The organism is Achromobacter sp. Bel (assembly GCF_012928505.1).
GTDB lineage: Bacteria > Pseudomonadota > Gammaproteobacteria > Burkholderiales > Burkholderiaceae_B > Achromobacter.
The window spans coordinates 13,267-34,264 of the sequence record NZ_JABBJN010000015.1 but is presented as its reverse complement, the minus strand read 5'-3'; the positions used below and the strand labels follow the sequence as shown (position 1 = coordinate 34,264).

The window sequence follows — 20,998 nt, the reverse complement described above, 5'->3', positions numbered from 1 at the left end:
CCCCTGGGCCCCACCCACCACCTGCGACACGTAGCCGCGCTTACGTTTGAACCAGCGTTGGAGGCACATCATGGCCGAACCTCAGATTGCCGTACGCCCCCCCATCGGTGCCGCACCCGCCCTGGCCGATTCCAGCCCGCCGTGGCAAGACATCCTGCGCACCACGCACGCGTTGGCCGATGCCGGCGGCATCGCGCGGCACAGCAGACGCGTCTTGCGCCAACAGGCCTTGTCGGCCGGCTGGCAATCCATCGACAGCGCCTTTTCCGGTTTCGGCGAAGCGGTGCTGCTGATTGGCAAGGAATCCGCGGTCGACAAGATGTCGGCATTGGCGATGCGCTACCTGGACGACGGCCACGGCTGGGCGGTGCGCGACGGCAGGTTGCGCCACGCCAATGCCAAGATGCAGCGCTTGTTCGAGGCCTATTGCGCCGCCGTCTCTCGCGACAGGCAGATGCGTTCGCTGGCGACGACGGCCAGTTGGGGCGAGGTCTTCTGGATCGACATCAGCGCCGCCCCCGCCGCGCTTGGCCAGATCCGCGGGCCCATGATGCTGCTGCGCATGCGCCGCAAAAGCGCCTTCGCCATGCCCGACGTGGCCAAGCTGAAATCCGTGTTCGCCATCACCCCCGCCGAAGCCGCCGTGCTGGCCGGCCTGGCCGCCGGCCATAGCGTGGAAGAAGTGGCCACCTTGCGCGGCGCGTCGGTGCTCACCGTGCGCAAGCAAGTGGCGTCGCTGCTCAGCAAGATGGAATGCCACCGCCAGTCCGAACTGGTCCGGCTGGCATCCCTGCTGTAGGCCGGCAGGCCCACCCACGACAGCGCCGCGCCCGGCCCCTTGCCCAGCCCTCGGCCCGCCTTCCCACTGCGCAGCCCCATCGGCGTACTCAATATTGAGTATGCGGCGCCCCCCCATGCGGCCCTACCATGAACGCGAAGCCAAGGGAGGAGGGACCCTCCGGTCACGCGGCTGCCCTCGCTCAAGCCCGCACTTCCGCGGGCCCGCGCGGACACCGGGATCCAACGCCGCGATCACTGTCGTCAAGGAGCATTTCATGAAGACTGCCCTCTCGTTCCGCGCCTTCGCGCCCATCGCGCTGGCGGCCTGCGCCGCGCTGTCCGGCCCCGCCGTCGCGCAACAGGCCGCCGCGCCCACCACCGCCGCGCCGGAACCCAATATCGCCCTCAGCCGCGATGACGTCATGCGCGACTTGGCCGCCTGGAAGAACTCGGGCGTGGAAAGAAACTGGAACAGCGACAACACCCCGGACATCAACAGCCCGGAGTACATTGCCAGCTACCGGAAGTACGTAGACACGGTCAGGCCGGGCACCTCGTCAATGCCGCCACAGCCGCAGAATCAGGGCAAGTGGTAAGCGCGTGCGCAATAGCAAAGCGACCATGGCTTGATGCTGGCGCAGACATACGGCCTGCCGACGTGGCGCGACGGCCCCGCCTGCGCATCGGCCACTAGGGCGAAGTCTCCAACTCCTGGGCCACCCACTCGCAAAATGCGCGCGTCAGGGGATCGTCCTGGCTGTCACGATGGACCAGCCAGGACCATTTCGGCCCTGGCACCGTCTGCGCCGTTAGCGCCGCAAGCGAGCCGTCGCGGCGTGAGCGCTCGGCCAGCAGACCGCTGACCAGCGCCATGCCCAAGCCCTCCCGGGCAGCATCCAGCAACTGGCCGGGATCCGAAAAATTCATGCCCTGCTCGCGCTGGCCCACATCGGCCCCGCCCTGCGTCTCCCAATGGCTCCAGTCCATCTCACGCTCGCCATGCAGCGTGGCGGGCGCGCCAGCGCTACGTGCCAGCAGGCTTGCGTGGCACGCCGGATACAGGCGGTCTTCAACCAGCACCCGGAACGCGCAATCCGCCTGCGGACCGAGATCATCGCGAATCGCCACGTCCACTGTCTGCTTGGCCATATCCGGCGCGGCATCGCTGGTGTAGAGCCACAGGTCCGCCTGAGGATGCCGCTCGCGGAACGCCTTCAACCTCGGCAGCAACCAGTGACGCGAAAACGCCGGTGTCGTGTTCACAATCAATTGGTCGGGCTTGCGGTATTGATCCAGCCTGCGGATGCCAGCGGCCAACTGCTGCAACATGGTCTGCGTGGTCGCAAGCAGGTCCCAGCCCGCGTCGGTCAATGACACCGCGCGCCCCTGACGGAAAAACAAGGGTTGTCCCAACAGGTCCTCCAGGCCTCGGACCTGCTGGCTGATCGCCGACTGCGTCAGGTTCAGTTCATCGGCGGCCTTGTGGAAGCTGCCCAGACGGGCGGCCGCCTCGAAGCCACGCAGCATGTTCAATGGCGGCCAGTGCTTAAGCATATTGATAAGTTTTTCTAATCATAATTCCACTGAATATATCGCTTGTCCGAGGCTTTTATACAGCAATACACTGATTTCAAGGGGTGCGCACGCCTTTCTATATACACAACCATTATTTATCAATCTCGTTCGAATGCCAGGAGATCGCTGTGCCGTCCCGTCGTCAACTCATCCAACAAGCCTCTCTGCTTTTCGGCGCTCGTGCCGCCGGCGCGCTCGGTCTGGGCCTGCTGGCGCCCTCCGCCCAGGCCGGGCCCGCACCCGGCTGGCACATGCCCGATGAAGGCGCGGCTCAAGCGCGCGCCTTCATCGCGTTCGGCGCCCAGGACGCCATCTGGGATGACTTCACCACCGATGTCCAGGCGGCACTGGGTCGCATCGCCCGCGCCATCGCCGACTATCAGCCCGTCACCGTGTTCTGCCGCGCGGGGGAACTGCGGCAAGCCCAGCGCCATTGCGGCGCAGCCAATGTCACGTACGTGGAAACCCGCCTGGACGACATCTGGATGCGCGACATCGGCGCGAACTTCCTGCTGAACGGACAGGGCGGCGTCGCTGGGGTGGACTTCAATTTCAACGGCTGGGGCGGAAAGCAACGCCATGCTTTCGACGCCACCATCGCCGCCGAAACGGTGGAGCTGGCCGACGCCGAATACGTGCAAAGCGACCTGATCGGCGAAGGCGGCGGCATCGAGGTCGACGGCCGCGGCACCGGCATCATGACGGAAAGCAGCTGGATCAATCCCAACCGCAATCCCGAATGGACCAAGGCTGAGGTCGAAGACGAACTGAAGCGCTGCCTGGGCCTGCGCAAGATCATCTGGCTGCCCGGCATCAGAGGCCGCGACATCACCGACGCGCATGTGGACTTCTACGCGCGCTTCGCGCGGCCCGGCGTGGTGGTCGCCAATCTGGACATGGATCCGGACTCATACGACTACGCCCTGACCCGCAAGCATCTGGACATCTTGCGCCGTGCGACCGATGCGGACGGCAATGCGCTGGAAATCCACACCATGAGCCCGCCGCAGCACCCTCGGCGCAGCCGGTTCCTGGACGGCAATGACGACTTCGCGGCCGGCTACATCAACTATTTCGTCATCAACGGCGCTGTCCTTGCGCCGGAATTCGGCGATCAGGCTGCGGACCGGAAGGCGCATGATTTGCTGACCCGGCTCTATCCCGGCCGCAAAGTGGTGCAGATCGATATCGATGCCATCGCCTCGGGGGGAGGCGGCATCCATTGCGTGACGAACCAGCTGCCTGCCGCCTGAGACCGGTCAAGCCAGGTAAGACGCGACCTCCTCGGTCGTCAGATAGCGCGTGAAGACGATCGAAGGTTGCTGCGCATCGTGGATGATGCCGTTGAAACCCGACCAATTGCGTTGGGCGCCCTCCTCCGTCTCAAGCGCTACCAGCACCCGCTTGCCGTGCTTGCCCATGTTGTGGCGCAACGCAGCTTCGCCCCAGGCCCACAGCATCGGCTGAACCAGTTCGCCCCCGGCATAGGCGCCGACCTGCAGCCATTGGAAGTCGGCCGTGTCGCGCTCCATCTCGGGCTGCCGCGGCGCGATCTCGCGTTTGACGCCCAGTGCCTGGGCATGTTCGCCGATGAGGATCTGCAGCAGCGTGAAGGCATGGAAGGTGTTGTTGATGGCATGAGCCCGCGCCACGAAGCCCGATCGAGAAGCGGGCAGCACCACGACCAGTTCGTCCTCGTAGCTGACTTGCGCCGCCATCCACAGATAATGCAGCTGCTCGAACGGCAAGCTGTCGTTGTTCGTGGCCATCGGGTGCAGCAAGGCCATCAACCCGGCGTCGTCGACGAACGCCTGATGGTTGCCTTGATCTCGCATCAGCATCGTCATCATGGGCAAGACCAGCACGTCCACGGCCTGATGCAGGGCCTCGACCTCCCAGCGCCGGTCTTCCGGCACCTCGGCCAATTTCGCTTGTGCATCAACCCAGGCCTGGCGGTCGGCCTCTTCGACTTCCTCGTCGTCGTCCTCGACTTCCAGCGCGCAATAGGGGCGCAGGGTCTGCAGCCATTGGCGCAACAGCGATTGAAGCGTCGGGAACAGGATGGCGGGATCCGCATCGTCTTCAACCAGCGAGCCGCACATCAACGCCAGGGCCGAGGCGCGATTGGGATGCAGCCGGGCAAGCAGATCGGCAGAGGCCTGAAGGCAGGCAGCGGTATGGGCCGGGTCTTGCGCATGCGTGTAGAACGCGCGGACTTCGGGACGGTTGAAGAACGCCTCCAGCGTATCCAGATCGTCCGGCGTCAGGATCGGGGCGGAAAGCGCAGTGGCAAGGTCGTTGAGGGGCATGGGAAGCGGCGGCGAAGGTTGGCGAGAAGTCCGTGCAATTCGGGAACCGCCGGCGTCAGCCCGCGCAATCCGTCTTGCCATGCAGTTTATTTCAGAACCGGTAGCCCCCCGCGCTCAACGACCGGCCGTTGCCCCGGCAGGAAGACCGCCGTGTGGCGTTCGAGCTGCCGGGCAGTTTCCAGATCACGTTCTGCCGGACCGACGACGCGCCGCCGCAGCTCATGCAATGACGGACGTGGTAGATTCATTCGTCATTCTCACCGCCGAATCCGCCATCCATGGAACCTGGAAAGCAAGGTCCGGCGCCTCTGCCGGACACAGGAAGTGTCGCTGCGAAAGCAGGCGCAAGCGTCCCGCCGATCGCGCCAGCGCGGACCGCGCTACTGGTCATGCATTACCAGACCGACATCCTGGAACTCTTCCCGTCGGTCGCCCCTGCCCTGGTGTCCAACACGCGCCGCCTGTGCGATGCGGCCCGGCGCGCAGGCGTCAACGTCTATTTCGCCAACATCCGGTTCAGCCCAGGCTATCCCGAGGTCAGCCCGTTGAACAAGAACGGGCAAGGGATCAGGCAGTTGGGGCTATTTGTCGACGATCAGCTTTCGCCGGCGCTTGGTAGGCAGGCCAGCGAACCGCTCTTCGTTGCGCATCGTGCCAGCGTGTTCTACGGCACCGACCTGCAGGTGCGGCTGTCGGCGCAGGGCATCGATACGCTGATGATGGTGGGCATCGCCTCGACCGGCGTCGTCCTGTCATCGGTGGCGTACGCAAGCGACGCCGACTTTCGTCTGCTGACCGTCAAGGATTGCTGCTATGACCCCGATGCGGTCGTGCACGAACGTCTTTTTGCGACAGCATTCGAATCGCGCACGACGGTGCTTACGCTGGCCGAGGCGTTGGCATTGTTGGCCTGAGCGATTGAAAAGCGACGGCTCCGGCGTTTCCGCATCATTCTGACAAAAGTATCAGACTGCAAGATCGCCGGCCGGCTTCAGCGGCGGCCTTGACGGGCGCAGCAGCCGCTCCGAAGCCCGCTGGCGCCGTCCGCGAGGGGCCTACTCGAACTATTTTTTCGTTACATGCCCACTCAAATTTCATCAAATGAAACACCGCTCCCGCCTCTCCTGATTTAGTTGTATTGCTGGCTTGCGGAGTCATCCGGCGGCTCGACGCTCCGGGACCTGCAGGCATATACAAAAGCAATAAAACCGGAGGAGGAGCCATGCGTATTCTTTATCGCAGGATCGCCGCATTGCTGGCGAGTGGGCTGATCGTCGTCGTGGCGGGCTGCGCCGCACCCGGCGGCAAGAAGGACACGATCGATATGGCGGGCTTGTCCCAGCCCGTGGAGATCGTCCGGGACAAGCACGGCGTATCGCACATCTACGCGCAGAATCAGGCGGACCTGTTCTTCGCCCAGGGCTTTAGCGCCGCGCGCGACCGCTTGTGGCAGCTGGACCTGTGGCGCCGCCAGGGCGAAGGCAAGATGGCCGAGCAATTCGGCCCGCGTTTCATCGAACAGGACCGCGCCGCGCGCCTGTTCCTCTTCCGCGGCGACATGCAGGCCGAATTCGCCAGTTACCACCCCGAAGGCCGCGCCATCCTGACGGCGTTTGCCAACGGCATCAACGCGTATGTGAATTGGGTCAAAGCCAACCCCGAGCAATTGCCGCCGGAGTTCAAATTGACCGGTACCGAGCCAGGTTACTGGAGCCCGGAAACCTCGCTGATCCGCATCTACGCACTGACGCGCAACCTCAATGAAGAGGTAAAGATGGCGCAGCAGGTCGCTGCCTTGGGATTGAACAACGTGCAGGGGTTAAGCACGTTCGAGCCGCCTTTGGCCTTGCAGGTGCCCGCAGGGCTGGACGTGCGCCAGATCGACAAGACCATCCTCGCCAATTACGCCTTGGCGCGCAATGGCCAGAAGTTCGTCGCGGACGACTTCCCGCGCAGCCCGCTTGCCGCCGATCAGCGCGCAACGCTCGCCAGCGCATTATCCGAAGGCAGGCTGGCGTCGCTGGATCCGAATTTCGATCCACTGGCGACCCGGTATGAAAGCAATAACTGGACGCTTGGCGGCCAACACACCGCTACCGGCAAACCCATCCTGGCGGGCGACCCGCACCGGTCCATCACCATGCCGTCGTTGCGCTACATGGTGCACCTGAACGCGCCGGGCTGGAACGTGATCGGCGCCGGAGAACCCGCGTTGCCGGGCGTCTCCATGGGCCACAACGACCGCATCGCGTTCGGGCTCACGATCTTCGCGTTCGGCGACGAAGAGGATCTCTACGTCTATGACACCAACCCGGTCAACCCCGACGAATACCGCTACCAGGGCCGCTGGGAGAAAATGCGCCAGGTCGACGAATCCATCCCCGTGCGCGGCGCGGCGCCCGCCGTGCGCAACTTGAAGTTCACGCGCCACGGTCCGGTCATCCACGAAGACCGGGTTCGCCGCAAAGCCTACGCCTTGCGCGCTGCCTACCTGGAGTATCCCGGCACGGCGGCCTACCTGGCCAGCTTGCGCCTGAACCAGGCGCAGAACTGGAACGAGTTCGTCGCTGGCATGGAAAAGCACTACACGCCCAGCGAGAACATGGTGTATGCCGACGTGGACGGCAATATCGGCTGGTTCGGCGGCAGCATCGCGCCGATCCGTCCTCGCGGCGACTGGTCGGGCCTGTTGCCCGTGCCCGGCAATGGCGATTTTGAATGGCGCGGCATCCTGCCGGGCAGCGCGCTACCCCGCGCCTACAACCCGCCGGAAGGCTACGTGGCAACGGCCAACGAGTACAACCTGCCGGCTGACTTCGCGTACAAGGACATGTCGGCGCGCACCTGGGCCGAACCCTACCGCGTCCAGCGCATCCGGGAAGTGCTGGCCGAAGGCAAAGGGCTGACGGTGCAGCAATCCCAGGATTTGCAGTACGACAACCTCTCGATCCCGGCACGCACGTTGACGGGCTACGCCAAGTCGCTGAACGCCGCCGATCCGGCCTTGAACGACGCCTTGGGCCTGCTGAAAGACTGGGACTCCCGCATGGACACCGAGTCGCGGGCCGCCTCGGTCTACGCCTTCTGGCTGCCCGAAGTCGTCAAGCGCGTGACGGATCTCTACGTGCCGGCGAACGGACGCGCGGCCTTCGGCGAACTGTCTACCCGCAAGACGCTTGAAAAACTGGCGACCCCCGACGCCGCATTCGGCCCCCGGCCGGACCAGGGCCGGGACGCGCTGCTGCTGCAGGCGCTGGCCGACGGCGTACAGAAGCTGCGCGCCAAGCTGGGGCCGGATTCGACCCAATGGCAGTGGGGCAAGCTGCATCACATCCAGTTCGAGCACAGCCTGGCGAGCCTGCTGCCGCCTGAGACCGCCCGTGCCTACGGCACGCCGCGCTATCCGGTGGGCGGCGACAACGACACGGTGCATCGCGCCACGTTCCGCAAGAGCGATTTCCGCCAGATCAGCGGGTCGTCGTACCGCCAGGTGATCGATGTGGCGGACTGGGACAACTCGCGCGTCCAGAACATGCCGGGGCAATCCGCGGATCCCCGCAGTCCGCATTACCAGGACCTGCTCAAGGACTGGTCCACGGGGAAATACTTCCCCATGGCGTTCAGCCGGGCCAAGGTGGACAGCGAGCGCGCGGATACGCTGACGCTGCGGCCATCGGGAAATTGAGAAAGCGGCCCGACTAAGCGGCGCCGGGCTGCGATTCAAGGATGATGTCGCGGCCCGGTTATTTTCATCACTTCAGGAGATTGCATGACCGAAAGAACCCTTACCGACCCCCGAGCCTCCGAGCGTCGGCGACCCAGCGAACGGCGTTTCTGGTTCATCGTCCTGGCGGGCACGCTGGCCGCCATGAGCTACGAAATCGTGTCCTTGCTGCAAGGCGAATTTTCGGCGTTGAAGAAGCTGTTGCTGCCCGCGCTCTTGCTGGTGTGGCTGTACCACGGCAGCGCGTGGGCCCGCTGGATCTTGATGGCGCTGCTGCTGGGATTCGGCGTCTTCAACATGTACCTTGCCATCGAGTTGCTGCGCGACGCGCCCGACCGTCTGCTGTACGTGACCGTTTTCAGCGCATTCATGGTGGCGACGGGCCTGTATCTGGCGTTCGCCAAGCACGATTTCGCCCGCTATCGCAGTTATGTCACGGTGCGCGAGGATCTGCGGGCGCGTGGACGACGGACGACGCGCCGGGCCTGATCGGGCCGGGCTGCGGGGCACGATGGGCTCAGCCCGGCGTCGACCATTTTTACTTTCCCGACGCGTCCTGCTCCACCACCATGTCCAGCACGTACACCTTCGACGGCGCATCGGCGGGCGGGTTCTTCCAGTCGTAGCGCTTCACGCGCAGCACGGTGCGCACGCCGTCCTTGTGCTCGAAGCCTTCGATCGACTGATACAGCGGATGCCACTTTTCCTGCGCCGGCTGCTGCACGCCCGCGTCGTTATAGCGGCGTTCGCGCACCATCAGGCACTGGTAGTTGGGAATCATCGGGTGGCTGCATTCCGCCTTCTTCGCGGCCACTTCCAGGAACATCGTTTCACCGGCGCTGCCGTACAGCGTCTGGGGGGTCGGTTCGCCGACGAACGTCAGGACGCTGCCGTCCTGCGCGGCCAGTTCCAGGGCGGGTTCTGCGGTGTCGCCGGACAGCGTTGCGCGCAGATCGCCCTTCACCCGCTGGTTGATCTCCGCATCCAGCTGCATCAGGCTCTGTTCGCAAGCCTTCATCGTCGATGCCAGGTTGTTCACATGCAGCACGCCGTTCTTGTAGGTGTACCCGCCGAACTGCGCGTTGCAGCCGCCGCGGATATTCAAGGCGTCGTCGGAGAACGTCAGGCGCAGTTGATGCTCGATCCCTTTCTGCAGCGCGGCGATCGGCTTGCCCGACGCGTCGGTGGCGGACGCCAGGCGCCAGTAGTACGCGGGCAGGGTCAATGGGCTGGCGGGCGACGTGACGGCGGGAGTGGGCATGGAGGACGATCCTTCGCTAGGAGGGGTAACCGGCGCGCAAGCCTGAAGCAGCGCGGCGCAGGCGGACGCAAGGAGGATTATTTTTTTCATGGTTCGTTCCTGTAAGCCGGATGGCACTGATGAAAAGCGGCATTCTACGTTCACCGTATGGACGAATTTGGCGAACGGGCTTCCAGACCGTTTCAAAATCTTGCCGCATGATCTACCGGGGAAAGGCGGCCGCGGCGCCGGCCGAATTCGCCGGCGTCCTCCTGCAATGGCGGCAATCAGGGTTCGCCCTGACAGGCGGCTGACGAACAACGGGCGTTTACAGTCTGACACCATACCCCGGCCATTCAGCCCGATCCCTGCCCTTCTCCTACTCGGTCCGCAGCATCCCCGTCTCTTCGCGCACTCGCCCTTGCTGCACCAGGCGGGACACCGCCAAGCCGACCCGGGCTTCCGCATCCGCCAATGTCCGCGCCATTCCCAGCATGCGGCACACCGACTTGATCACGTCCGCCTTGGGCGCGTTGCCGGCCATGGCCAGAACGTGCAAGACGCCGTTGGCCAGCTCCTGGAGGCACACGTCGTCAATCCGGCGGCGGGCGGCGTCATCGTCGCCTGCGCCGCGAAAGCCCTTCCACGCTTCTGGCTGCACGCCTGCGGGCCAATAGAAGGTGGCTTCGCCTTCTTCGGTCTGCCCCACATCCATCGGCGTCAAGGCGCGCAGCCTCTCGACGATCCTGACGCCCGTCCGCTCCAGGCCCCACGCCCGCGCCACCCTGCGGTGCAGCACCGTTTCGGCGACCGGGCCTTCGGTCTCGATCACGGTACGCAATTGCTCGGTCACCAGACTGTTGTTGGCGCGGCTGTAGAACGCGTCGGTGTCGCCCCCGTCCAGAGTCGCCAGCAGGTACACCGGCACGCCGCCTGCCACGCCCGCGGAGCCTGACGCGCCATTGTCGGCCGCCCGTGCCCCCTCTTCCGTCGTGATCTCGAACGGCACGGCGCGGCGGGAGCCAACGCCCGACGCGCTGGCCGGGCCCTCTTCCTGCGCCGCTGCCACGTCGATTTCCGCGTCGACTTCCACGTCGATTTCCGCTTCGCCTTCCGCCTCTGGCGCACCGTCAATCTGGCGTTCCAATTCCGCGTTCAATCGGGCCAGGATCTTCTCGACTTCCCGCTCGGGATTGATCCACCAGTCGGTCGACCAGACCCGATGCAGGCGCCATCCCAAACCTTCAAGGACCACCTGCCGCAGGCGGTCCCGGTCGCGCGCCGTGGCGCCGGAGTGATACGCGCGGCCGTCGCATTCGATCCCCATCAGATACCGGCCCGGGGCGCGTGGATCCACCACGCCCATGTCGATCCGGTATCCGGAACACCCGACCTGCGGGTGCACGGTCCAGCCGTGGTTGCGCAGCACCTTGATGACCTGGGTTTCGAACGGACTGTCCGGCTCGCGTCCGGTCGGCAGCGATTGCTCGACCAGGGCGCGCGGCCCCTTCAGCGCGAATTCCAGATAGTGCTTCAGGTCCCGGACGCCGGTCGCGCGCACGCGCGACAGATCGATCTGCTCGGGCATCAGGGTGCTGTAGATCACCACGCCTTCGCGCGCCCGGGAAATCGCGACGTTCAGGCGGCGGTGTCCGCCTTCGCCGTTCAGCGGCCCGAAATTCATCGTCATCTTGCCGGCCGCATCCGGACCGAAAGTGATCGAGAAGTAGATGACGTCGCGTTCGTCGCCCTGCACGTTCTCCAGGTTCTTGATGAACAGCGGCTCGCGGGACTGCGCCGAAATCGCCTTGTCCAGCTCGGCGTTCGCGCGGCGGCGGGCGTCCAGCAGGGTTTCGATCAACGATTGCTGGGGCTGGTTGAAGGTGACCACGCCCAGTGTCTGGCGGCGGCGCGACTTGTCCAGATAATGCTGCTCGATACCTTGCACGATGGCTTCGGCCTCGCGGCGATTGGTGCGGCTGCCGCCCCGGTCGTAGACGCCCGCAACCTTCTCCAGGCGCACGGCCACGTCATCGGTGACGGGCGACGGGAAGGTGATCAGCTGCGAATCGTAGTAGGTGACGTTGCTGAAGGTGATCAGGCTTTCATGCTTGCTGCGGTAGTGCCATTGCAGGCGCAGCCGGTTCATATCGGCGCCCAGGCATTCGTCCAGGATGCTCTCCAGGTCTTCGACCTGGCCGTCATCGCCCGCGCCGTCTTCTTCCGGCGCGGATTTGCTGAAGAAGCTGGTGGGCGGCAGCTGTTTCGTGTCGCCGACCACCACCAGTTGCTGGCCGCGCGCGATCGCGCCGACGGAATCCCACACCGGAATCTGCGACGCCTCGTCGAAGACGACAACGTCGAATTGCGAATGGCCCGCGTCCAGATACTGCGCCACGGATAAGGGCGACATCAGCAGGCAGGGCTTGAGCTTCGGCAACAGCGACGGCAGGCGCTGCATCAGCTGCCGCACGGGAACGTGGCGGGCCTTTTTCTGCAGTTCGCGGCGCAGCAACCCCAGTTCGCTATCGGGGCTGACCAGGATGCCGTTGCCGGCGGGCACCTTGCCGGCCAGCACCGCGGCAATATAGGCCGACGTCAGTTTCTGGAAACGGTCGTCGGCATCGCGGAATTCGCGGATCTTGCGTTCGTGGTCGGCGCTGGAGAAGGACCGGAGCACGGGCGAATGGTCGATGACTTTCTTCACCCACCAATGGCGGTAGCTGAATTCGAAATGGGCTTCGACCCGGTCCAACGGTACGCGGCCTTGCTCCAGCGACGCGACCAACCCTTGCAGTTGCGCGGCGATCGCCTGTTCGCGGGCCTCGCGCCACACACACCACGGCATCAGGAACTGCTTGTTGTGGCGCCAGCCAGCCAGGACGGACTGGATGCGTTCCAACGCGCCGTTGGCGTCCGCTGCGCCGGCCAACGGCTCAGTGGGCCTGGCCAGCGCATCGACCTCGGCAAGCCTGTCCTGCAGGGCGCGCCACGTGTTGCGGGTATCCAGCAGGCGCTTGCCCAACGCCGCGCCAGGTTGCAAGAACGCGCGGTTGTCGCCCACCAGCGCTTGTAGCCGCGTACGCAGATCGGCCGCGGCGGCAGGGTCGCCCGCGACCAGCGTGACGGCATCGGCAAAGCGCTGCGCCCATTGTTGGTGGCGTTGGACCTGTTCCCAATCGGTGCTTAGACCCGTGTAGGAGTCCTGCAGCAGGCGCTGGGCGTCGGCCTTCAAGAGGGCCAGTTCGCGGTCTTCGGCGTTGACCAGCGCCAGCGGCGCCAGCATCGCGCCGATCGCCGCCTCGTCCGGGCGCCGGGCATCCGCGCGGCAGGCTGCCAACCGCTTGCGGATGCCGCCTTTGGCGAAGATCGATTTCGGCCACCATGCCGAGCACGCGGCCAGCCATTCGGCCCTCAGCGCTTGGGCATCCCATTGCGCCAATTGCGCGGTCCACTGCTCGCCCACTTGCGCCCAATGGGCATTGCGCGCCAGCCCGTGCCGCGCCAGGGCCTGCACCTGGAGGCGCGCCACGGGGTCGTGCGCCTGCGCGGCCAATCCGGGTGGCACGTGCGGCGCGGCCAGCAGCACGTCGATCAATGCGTCCAGTCTGGCGTAGCCGTCCAGGCTCAGGCCCGCAGCCGGCACGCCCACGCCTTCGCCTGCCAGGAAGGCCTGCTGCTGGAACCCGGCGACCGCCTGATCCAGCGCCTGCGCCGCCGCCAGCAGCGCGTCTTGCCAACTGGGGCTCCATTCGGCCATGCCGATGTGCGCCAGCGGATGGCCATGCAGCGTACCCAGTTCGCCGGACAAGGTCGCCATGCGCCGGGCGGTTTCGCGCAGTTGCGCCAGGTCCTTGCGTTCGTGCGCCTGCCCGTCCGGCCACGACATCGGCGAAGGATCGCCTCCCGCGTTCTGGATGCACGTGCCGATGGCGTCGAACACCGTCAGGCCATTGGGGTGTTCGTGATGCAGGGCGTCGACCAGCCCGTTCAGGTCCTGGCGCAGCACGGCCAGGCGTTCGGCTTCGCGAGCCCAGTCGTCGCCGGTGCGCTGGCCGCTGTGGTCCAGTGCCTTGCCCAGTTGCTGCAGCACCTCGGCCTTGCGCGCCTTGGACGAATGCAGTTCCAGGCAGAACGGCCCCAAGCCGATGTTGGCCAGCCGGCGATGCACGACCTCCAGCGCCGCCATCTTCTCGGACACGAACAGCACGGTCTTGCCGCGCGCCAGCAGGTGGGCGATCAGGTTGGTGATGGTCTGGCTCTTGCCGGTGCCCGGCGGGCCTTCCAGCACCAGGTCGCGGCCGGCGTCGACGGCGCAGATGGCTTTCAGCTGCGACGAGTCGGACAGCAGCGGCGTCAGCAAGTCCTCCGGCTTATAGCTCTCGTCCAGCCGGTCGAAACGCGCGTCCAACGGTTCCTTCGCAAACGCCTGCCCTGGGTGGTCGATCAGGTGCTTGACGACGCGGTTGGCCTTCAGCTGCTCGGTGCGGTCCTGCAAGTCCTTCCACATCAGGTACTTGGTAAACGAGAAAATGCCCAGATGCGCCTGCTCCAGCACTTCCCAACCGACGATCTCGCGCACGGCCAGGCGGAAAGCCTGCAGCACGCGCGCCACGTCCACGCCCTTGTCATCGGCGGGCAGGATGTCCAGGCCCGGGATGCGCAGCTCGTAGTTGTTGCGCAGCATCTGCAGCAACGTGGGATTGATAATGGTCTCGTCGTCATGGCGGACCAGCCGGAAGCCGCTGCGCACAGACTGGCGTTGCAACGACACGGGCACCAGAATCAGCGGCGCCAGATGGGCGCTTTCCGCGCCCGGGCTTTCCGTCCAGCGCAGCATGCCCATTGCCAGATACAGCGTATTGGCGCCGCCCTCTTCCAATCCGGTACGCGCCGCGCCGAAGATCGCCAGCAGGTTGGCGTCCAACGCCTCCTGCGTGACGCGGGCGATCAGTTCCTTGTTGCCCAACGCCTCCAGCGCCATGTCGTCCAGCGGCGCGCGGCCGCCCCGGTTCTGGTGCACGTCGGCCATGCGCGGGTCGTTGCCTTCCATCAGCGCGGCGGGCAAAGGGCGGATGCGGAATTCGCTGCCGTCGACAATGGCGTCTTCCAGCCGGGCCAAGTCAGGCACGACCAGCGGCAGTGTGGACTTGGTCAGCTTGAAATTCAGCAGGCGGTTGCGCAGCGTCAGGTCCAGCAACCGCGACTTCCACTTGGCCAACCGGCCTTCCGGCGTGTCGTCTGCGGGCTCAAGGCTGATGACGAACTCGGGGTCCAGCGGCGGCAGGTCGGGCGTGGGTTCGATGGCGGCGGGGCGTTCCACGTCGTGGGCGTCGCCCGGCATCAGCGACACGACGCGGGACGGCAGCGGCTTGATCTGCAACTCGCGCGCGCGGTACACATCAATCGCGTAGCGGAACGTGTCCTCTTCGCGCAGATGGGCGGCGCCCTGCTCCAGCGCCAGGCGCAAGGACGGGCGGAAGTTCGGGTGCTGGGCAATGCCGGTGGTTTCAAAGACCAGGAATTCGCCGCTGTCCACACGCTTGCGCACCGCCTGCACATCGTCGGTCAGCGGGTCCGCGAAGCAGGCCTGGTGCAGCCAGACGCCGACCCAGGCGTGGCCGTCCTTCATCAGGAGGACGGGGCGCAGCCCCGCCTGCTCCAGGCACGACGAGAACAGCATCGCCAGGTCCAGGCAGGTGGCCACGCGGGCCTCCATGATGCGGTCCGGCGTGCGGATCTTCTGCCCGTCCACGCCGAAGGAGGCAGGCGGCTCGGCATAGTGCAGCGACTCGGCGGCCAAGGTGCTGTAGATCGCCGACACCTGTTTCCAGACCACATCGCGGCTCTTGGACTGATAGCCGTTCATCAACAGGTCGGCATGCTGCGCGCGCAGCAGCTTCGAGGCCTTGCCGATCAGCACATCGACCGCCGGATTATTGGGCATCGAAAACGCGGCCAGCAGCTCAGGCAAGGCGCGCGTGCCGGCCCATTGGTCATACGCCAGTACCGTAACCGGCTGCGACGCGTGGCCCAGTTGCTGCGCGCCGCTTTGCACGGCCACGTCGATGCCGGCGCGCACGGCCTCTTGCAGGTCGGCCACATATGCATGGTCGGGCGTCAGATCCAACGGCGAGATGCGGCGGATTTCACCTGGAGCCAGCTTGTCGAAGCGCAGCTTCACGGGTTGCGCGAAGGCGGGATTGCAGCGGATATGGACTTCGATATTCTCGAAGGCTTGCGGCGCCCGGTTCGTCAGACGCAGGGACCGCACGATGGGAACTGCATTCTGGATGGACGCGTAGCCCAGGGTCGGGTCCGCTTCGATCGTGATGGCGATGGCGTCGGGCGTGTTCAAGCCTGCGGCGTGCGCCGCGCCTTCCTGGATCGCCGGCGGTTCCAGGTCTTGTCGCTTATCCATCGATATCTCTCTGCGAATACAGGGCATTGGCCCCATTTCTAATCTGCAAGGTCGAATTCTAAAGCCCGCATCGCATGCGGCACCGCGTAACAGTCGGTACAAACGGAATATTCGCGCGGGCAGCGGCGTCTGTCCCATAGGTCCGCCGCGTATCGGCGCCGATGGAAGACACTTGAATGAGGGTGAAGGATATGAAGTCGTTCAGAACGTTCGCCGGCGGCGTGCTCGCCTTGGCCTGCCTGGCTGCCGCTCCGGCACGGGCCGCGCCGGACTTGAATGTGTACGGCCCCGGCGGCCCGGCGCCCGCCATGAAGGAAGCCGCGGCGGCATTCGGCAAGACGCACGGCATCACGGTGAACGTCACGGCCGGCCCCACGCCCGCCTGGGCCGACAAAGCCAAACAGGATGCCGACGTGCTGTTCAGCGGTGCCGAGAACATGATGAGCGGCTTCGCCAGCGCCTTGCCGGGCGTGTTCGACCTGCGCGATGCCCGCACGCTGTACCTGCGCCCGTCGGCGATCCTGGTGCGCCCCGGTAACCCGAAGGGCATCAGCGGCTTCAAAGACCTGCTGAAACCCGGCATCAAGGTGATGGCCGTTTCCGGCGCTGGGCAGACAGGGCTGTGGGAAGACGTGGCCGGCCGCCTGGGCGATATCGATACCGTGCGCGCCTTCCGCGCCAACCTGGTCCTGCCCGAAGCCGCCAACAGCGCCATGGCGCGCACCCAGTGGACCGAAGACAAGAGCATCGACGCCTGGCTGATCTGGAATATCTGGCAGGTGTCGAATCCCACGCTGGCCAGCGTGGTGGAGATCGAAGAACCGTACCGCATCTATCGCGACGCGGGCGCGGTGGTGACCCGGCAGGGCAAGAACCATCCGCAGGCGCAGGCCTTCGTGGAGTATCTGGCCTCGGCCGACGGCAAGGCCATCTTCAAGAAATGGGGCTGGAAGACGGACTGAACGCCCGCCCCCCTGCTCCGGGTCATTCCCGGCGCAGGCGTCATTTTTGAAGGGGGCTGCGCGGCTGGCCGGCTGAGACTTCCCGGCCATACGCAGGCTCCGTCAGGCAGGCCTTGACCCATTCGTAATCGTCCGACGCGTCGATCTCGCCATCGATCTTCGGCAGCGGTTCCGACGCATAGACATACTCCGGCTGCTCCGGCTGCGGATTCCATCTTGCGGGGGTGTCGCCGACGCTGGCGCAGGCTTCGTCAGAACTATTGAAGGAGCAGGACGCCACGACCTGGGGCTTGCCGCCCACCACATTGGCCACATATCGCTTGGTGTAGACGTCGCCGGACGCCCAGGATTCGTCCACCGAGCAAATGCGGTCGTTGTTCTGGTAGTGGCGGATCGCAAAGCAGCCGTAATACACGTAGTCCCGCGGCAGCACGTCGCACGACGTCCAGTAGCCCGCGTACGCGCCGCCCGTGAATTGCGCCTGGAACTGCTGCTGCGCAACGGCGCGGCGGATCATGTCCGGCGTGGCGGAACCCTTTTCGGCTTCCTTGAATTGCGCCGTGCGGTTGCCGATCAATTCCCGCGCGATCTCGCCCGCGGTCTTGTCATCGGGCAGCGCGTCGGGGTCGGAGACCAACCGGTCCAGCGCCTTGTCGCGTGCCTCGACCCAGCGCTTCTGGCTTGCCACCAGCATGGCGCGGATATCGCTGTCGGGCGCCTGCTTGAGCATCGCGCGGTAAGCCCGGTTCAGTTCGGCATCGGCCGCAATGGCCTTCTTGTCCGAGCAGATCAGCTTTTCGGCGGGCGTGCCGGCCTTGACGCAATCGATCGCCAGCGCGGGCGCCGAAGCCATGGCCAGGCCGGCTAGAAGCAACAGCTTTACTGCGGGAAATCCGGATTTCATTACGTTCTGCTCTGTTCCAAGGGCCGGCCTAGCGGCTGATGACTTCGCTGTCTTCCATCACGATGCGGTAGCGGTTGCGCAGATCCAGCACATAGGTGAAGTTGGACGTGCCGGTGGCGGTCTTGCCGCGTGCCGGGCTGGATACCTTGTAGTCGTAGATGCCAACGACCTTGCACAGCTGGTCCTTGCATTGCGCCTTCAGCGTGCTCTGGTCGACAACGAAGCGGCGAATGGGCCAGCGGGCGAAATACGCTTCCTTGTCCGCCAGGATCTCGGACTTGGGCCGCGTCTTCTTGAAGTAGTCGACCGTATCCGCGTAGAACTCGCGCGTGAAGTTCATCGATTCTTCATTCGTGCCGCTGCCCGCCTGGATCATCAAGGCTGCGGCGTTGACCGCCTTTTGCTCGTCGGAAATGGCGGCAGGAGCCGTTTCTTTTTTCATGTACGGGTTGGCGACGGGCGCCGCGCCGCCATGTGCCGTCTGAACTGGCGCCGGCGCGGGGGTCTGGGCTTGCGCCGGTGCGGGGGCAGGCGTGGCCGCGGGAGCGTTGGCCTGGCCGCCCTGGCCGCCGCCCGTGCCGCGCGGCGGCGGACTGTTCTGCGCCACCTGCGTCTGCCCGGTCCGGTTGATGCCGTACTTGGCGATTTCCTGCGGCGAGAAGAAGTACATGTCTTTGGACGGCGTGCTGAACATGATGCCCAGCACATCCGCCGACACGCCATACTTCGGCAGCGTGGCGACGATATCCGACACGCCGAACTGGGCCTGCTCGCCCGTCATTTCCGGTGCAGAGATCTGATGCACGCCCAAACGGCCTTCGGCCAGGCGCTGGCGGCCGGCAAAATACACGAACGCGCAAGCGGACGCACAGTAGCTGTCTTTGGGAATGTACGTGTTCAGACCGCGCTCATAGACCTCTTCGGCCACGACCAGCCCGATATGCACGAGCCCGCCGCCATTGTTCTGCAGGATCAGGGTCGCAATGGAGGGATGCTCGCGCAGCGCCTTTTTCAGGTTCAGCATGTCGTTGGCGCCGACACCCGTGTGATAAATCAGCAAATTGGGCGCGCTGGGAAAATAGACGAACGGCCCGTAACGCTCCGCCGCTTCGGCTGGCGGCTGCGCGGAAGCCTGTTGTTGCGCAGGGGCCTGAGCCTGCGCCGGGGCTGCCGCGATGCCCAGGGGCAGCGCCACGCACATTCCAAAAGCCGTTAGTTTTCTTTTCAGCATCGGTTCTGTTCTATCGCAAGTAGAGAAATGGAAATGGGCATTTCTCGGCCTGGGGCGCCGGAAGGGAAAACGTCCCTTTTGCCCCCTTGAAGGCGCAAATTTATCAGTCTTTGCGCTTCAGGCGCTTGTCGCGAAGGATATGTAACGTCAGAACGTCACTTTGACCGAGGGCGCGCTGCGGTTGGCCTCGCCGTGGAAGACGGCTTCAATGTTGTTGCCGTCCGGATCCAGCACGAATGCTCCGTAGTAGCCCGGATGGTAGTCGCGGAATCCGGGCGCGCCGTTGTCCTTGCCGCCGTGGGCCAGCGCCGCCCGATGGAAGGCGTCGACCATCGCCTGGTCTTGCGCCTGGAACGCCAGATGGTGACGGCCGGTCAGTTGGCCTTGCGCTGCCGGGCTGTCGGCGGTCGAGACGAACAACTCATCGGCCCAGAAGTACCCGTCGCCCGTGCCGCCCATCGGCACCTTCAGGGCATCGAAAACGGCCTGGTAGAACGCCTGGCTGGCGGGAAGGTCGCGGACAACCAACTGGATGTGGTCGATCAGGCGGCCGCGATGGATTTCGTTGGTCTGCATGGAACGCTCCGGGTAGGTGGGGATCGCTTGAATATAGCGCCGTCCGGACTTGCCGCATTCAATGGATCGTGCGCGCTGCCTTGCGCGCGCGCTTGATCTCGTACATGCGCGCATCGGCCAGGCGAACCGCCGCTTCGGCGTCCAGTCCGCGCGGGTCTACCGCCACCACGCCGACGCTTGCGCCTTCGTAAGGCAACACCGCATCGCCCAACGGGTAGCGGCCGATCGTAGCCGCCGTGGCGCGTTCCTCCAGCGACCGCGCGGCGTCCTCGGCTTCACCGCGCAGCGCTTCGCCCCCGGGGCCGGCATTGCCGCGTTCGATGGCCGGGCCGGGGCCGACCAGCACGAACTCGTCGCCGCCGATGCGCCCCAGCATGTCCGAGGTGCGCAGCGTTCCGGCCAGCCGGCGCGAAACCTCCTGCAGGAACACGTCGCCTTGCTGGTGCCCGTACGTATCGTTGATGCCCTTGAAACCGTCCAGGTCGATCACCCCCACCAGCACGCTGCCCCCTTCGCGCAAGGCGCGCTTTTCCAGGCGCTCCAGTTCTTCATACAGCGCGCGGCGGTTGGGCAGGCCGGTCAGCGGATCGGTCAGCGCGTATGACATCAGGCGGACGTTGGCGGCATGCAACGCTTCCATCAGCAACTCGCGCTGCAGGAAGTTGGCGATCACGTTGGAAAACAGCTTCAACACGGCCTCTGCCTGCGGGGCGATCTGATGCGGCTTGGCGCTGGCCGCGCACAGCGTGCCCAGCAGCATGCCCTCATCCGTGCGCACAGGCGCGCTGACATAAGTCTGGATGCCCAGTAGACGGGCAGCCTCCGAATCGGGCCAGCTGTGAGAGACATCGCTGGTGCACATTCGGCCTTCTTCCAGCGCGCGCTTGCACAGGGTGTCCGACCACGGAACCGACAAGCCTTCGGGAATCTGCATATCGCCCACGTTGCGCGCAAAGCGCACATGCTGCACATCGGCTTTCAAATCGATCGACGTGAGGTAAGTGGATTCCAATCCTGTCACGCTGCCCAGCATATCAAGCAACGGACGGGTCAATTGCTCGACTGTTTTAGCCTGCGGCAGGGAATTCGACAGTCCGGCGAGTATCGGGTCCAACAGCAATCTCCTCGAATCGCGCGCTTTTTTTCTTTTTCGGCGGGATGTATGGCCCAGCCCTGAAACGGACATTAGCCGGTCAACCGCTATTATGCACTGCGCCTACCGAGGGATCCGCCATCGCTGGCACTTGGTCGTATCCCGTAAAAAGTTGAAAACCCG

The 20,998-nt window shown here is 65.1% G+C and carries 15 protein-coding genes; 7 read left to right on the top strand and 8 right to left on the bottom strand.

Annotated elements, in window-relative coordinates:
• Positions 1 to 70 precede the first annotated feature (70 nt).
• The gene (locus tag HG262_RS11830; RefSeq protein ID WP_169271210.1) at positions 71 to 799 is read left to right on the top strand and encodes a LuxR C-terminal-related transcriptional regulator; all 729 of its coding nucleotides are present in this window, start codon (positions 71 to 73) and stop codon (positions 797 to 799) included.
• Positions 800 to 1,055: 256 nt separating this feature from the next.
• Positions 1,056 to 1,376: a DUF4148 domain-containing protein gene (locus HG262_RS11825; protein ID WP_169271209.1), complete on the top strand. Its 321-nt coding sequence runs from the start codon at positions 1,056 to 1,058 to the stop codon at positions 1,374 to 1,376.
• A gap of 94 nt (positions 1,377 to 1,470) precedes the next feature.
• Here the strand turns inward: HG262_RS11825 and HG262_RS11820 are convergent, their stop codons facing one another.
• The gene (locus tag HG262_RS11820; protein WP_169271208.1) at positions 1,471 to 2,334 is read right to left on the bottom strand and encodes a LysR substrate-binding domain-containing protein; all 864 of its coding nucleotides are present in this window, start codon (positions 2,332 to 2,334) and stop codon (positions 1,471 to 1,473) included.
• 149 nt (positions 2,335 to 2,483) lie between these two features.
• Here HG262_RS11820 and HG262_RS11815 point away from each other — a divergent pair, with 149 nt between their 5' ends.
• Entirely contained in the window at positions 2,484 to 3,608 is a 1,125-nt protein-coding gene (locus HG262_RS11815; protein ID WP_169271207.1) for an agmatine deiminase family protein, read from the top strand.
• Between the two features lie 6 nt (positions 3,609 to 3,614).
• Here the strand turns inward: HG262_RS11815 and HG262_RS11810 are convergent, their stop codons facing one another.
• On the bottom strand, positions 3,615 to 4,664 hold the full coding sequence (locus HG262_RS11810) for a hypothetical protein (RefSeq protein WP_169271206.1): 1,050 nt from the start codon (positions 4,662 to 4,664) through the stop codon (positions 3,615 to 3,617).
• A 278-nt stretch (positions 4,665 to 4,942) separates the two neighbouring features.
• Between HG262_RS11810 and HG262_RS11805 the strand changes: the two genes are divergently transcribed.
• The 3 genes from HG262_RS11805 (at position 4,943) to HG262_RS11795 (ending at position 8,877) form a co-directional block, all read left to right on the top strand.
• On the top strand, positions 4,943 to 5,578 hold the full coding sequence (locus HG262_RS11805) for an isochorismatase family cysteine hydrolase (RefSeq protein ID WP_169271205.1): 636 nt from the start codon (positions 4,943 to 4,945) through the stop codon (positions 5,576 to 5,578).
• 308 nt (positions 5,579 to 5,886) lie between these two features.
• The gene (locus HG262_RS11800) at positions 5,887 to 8,349 is read left to right on the top strand and encodes a penicillin acylase family protein (protein WP_169271204.1); all 2,463 of its coding nucleotides are present in this window, start codon (positions 5,887 to 5,889) and stop codon (positions 8,347 to 8,349) included.
• A gap of 84 nt (positions 8,350 to 8,433) precedes the next feature.
• Positions 8,434 to 8,877: a hypothetical protein gene (locus HG262_RS11795; protein ID WP_169271203.1), complete on the top strand. Its 444-nt coding sequence runs from the start codon at positions 8,434 to 8,436 to the stop codon at positions 8,875 to 8,877.
• A 49-nt stretch (positions 8,878 to 8,926) separates the two neighbouring features.
• On the opposite strand, the gene HG262_RS11790 is transcribed toward HG262_RS11795, so the two are convergent.
• Together HG262_RS11790 and HG262_RS11785 are read right to left on the bottom strand one after the other, a co-directional pair.
• Positions 8,927 to 9,649 carry an META and DUF4377 domain-containing protein gene (locus tag HG262_RS11790; RefSeq protein WP_248293334.1) on the bottom strand — a complete coding sequence of 241 codons (723 nt, stop codon included), beginning with the start codon at positions 9,647 to 9,649 and terminating at the stop codon, positions 8,927 to 8,929.
• Positions 9,650 to 10,007: 358 nt separating this feature from the next.
• Positions 10,008 to 16,049 carry a DUF3320 domain-containing protein gene (locus HG262_RS11785; RefSeq protein ID WP_169271201.1) on the bottom strand — a complete coding sequence of 2,014 codons (6,042 nt, stop codon included), beginning with the start codon at positions 16,047 to 16,049 and terminating at the stop codon, positions 10,008 to 10,010.
• Between the two features lie 191 nt (positions 16,050 to 16,240).
• Here HG262_RS11785 and HG262_RS11780 point away from each other — a divergent pair, with 191 nt between their 5' ends.
• On the top strand, positions 16,241 to 17,011 hold the full coding sequence (locus HG262_RS11780) for an extracellular solute-binding protein (RefSeq protein ID WP_169271200.1): 771 nt from the start codon (positions 16,241 to 16,243) through the stop codon (positions 17,009 to 17,011).
• Positions 17,012 to 17,051: 40 nt separating this feature from the next.
• Here the strand turns inward: HG262_RS11780 and HG262_RS11775 are convergent, their stop codons facing one another.
• The 4 genes from HG262_RS11775 to HG262_RS11760 form a co-directional block, all read right to left on the bottom strand.
• A complete protein-coding gene (locus HG262_RS11775) occupies positions 17,052 to 17,915 on the bottom strand; it encodes a lysozyme inhibitor LprI family protein (RefSeq protein WP_169271199.1) in 864 nt (287 codons plus the stop codon).
• Between the two features lie 28 nt (positions 17,916 to 17,943).
• A complete protein-coding gene (locus HG262_RS11770) occupies positions 17,944 to 19,116 on the bottom strand; it encodes a hypothetical protein (RefSeq protein ID WP_169271275.1) in 1,173 nt (390 codons plus the stop codon).
• Positions 19,117 to 19,293: 177 nt separating this feature from the next.
• Entirely contained in the window at positions 19,294 to 19,722 is a 429-nt protein-coding gene (locus HG262_RS11765; protein WP_169271198.1) for a VOC family protein, read from the bottom strand.
• 58 nt (positions 19,723 to 19,780) lie between these two features.
• The gene (locus tag HG262_RS11760; RefSeq protein ID WP_169271197.1) at positions 19,781 to 20,836 is read right to left on the bottom strand and encodes a sensor domain-containing diguanylate cyclase; all 1,056 of its coding nucleotides are present in this window, start codon (positions 20,834 to 20,836) and stop codon (positions 19,781 to 19,783) included.
• Positions 20,837 to 20,998: the final 162 nt, after the last annotated feature.

Excerpts from the sequence above, each read along its gene's own strand:
- HG262_RS11770 (WP_169271275.1), bottom strand. The coding sequence starts at position 19,116 with ATGTGCGTGGCGCTGCCCCTGGGCATCGCGGCAGCCCCGGCGCAGGCT.
- HG262_RS11800 (WP_169271204.1), top strand. The coding sequence starts at position 5,887 with ATGCGTATTCTTTATCGCAGGATCGCCGCATTGCTGGCGAGTGGGCTG.
- HG262_RS11820 (WP_169271208.1), bottom strand. The coding sequence starts at position 2,334 with ATGCTTAAGCACTGGCCGCCATTGAACATGCTGCGTGGCTTCGAGGCG.
- HG262_RS11810 (WP_169271206.1), bottom strand. The coding sequence starts at position 4,664 with ATGCCCCTCAACGACCTTGCCACTGCGCTTTCCGCCCCGATCCTGACG.
- HG262_RS11790 (WP_248293334.1), bottom strand. The coding sequence starts at position 9,649 with ATGCCCACTCCCGCCGTCACGTCGCCCGCCAGCCCATTGACCCTGCCC.
- HG262_RS11785 (WP_169271201.1), bottom strand. The coding sequence starts at position 16,049 with ATGGATAAGCGACAAGACCTGGAACCGCCGGCGATCCAGGAAGGCGCG.
- HG262_RS11780 (WP_169271200.1), top strand. The coding sequence starts at position 16,241 with ATGAAGTCGTTCAGAACGTTCGCCGGCGGCGTGCTCGCCTTGGCCTGC.
- HG262_RS11795 (WP_169271203.1), top strand. The coding sequence starts at position 8,434 with ATGACCGAAAGAACCCTTACCGACCCCCGAGCCTCCGAGCGTCGGCGA.
- HG262_RS11765 (WP_169271198.1), bottom strand. The coding sequence starts at position 19,722 with ATGCAGACCAACGAAATCCATCGCGGCCGCCTGATCGACCACATCCAG.
- HG262_RS11805 (WP_169271205.1), top strand. The coding sequence starts at position 4,943 with ATGGAACCTGGAAAGCAAGGTCCGGCGCCTCTGCCGGACACAGGAAGT.
- HG262_RS11830 (WP_169271210.1), top strand. The coding sequence starts at position 71 with ATGGCCGAACCTCAGATTGCCGTACGCCCCCCCATCGGTGCCGCACCC.
- HG262_RS11775 (WP_169271199.1), bottom strand. The coding sequence starts at position 17,915 with ATGAAATCCGGATTTCCCGCAGTAAAGCTGTTGCTTCTAGCCGGCCTG.
- HG262_RS11825 (WP_169271209.1), top strand. The coding sequence starts at position 1,056 with ATGAAGACTGCCCTCTCGTTCCGCGCCTTCGCGCCCATCGCGCTGGCG.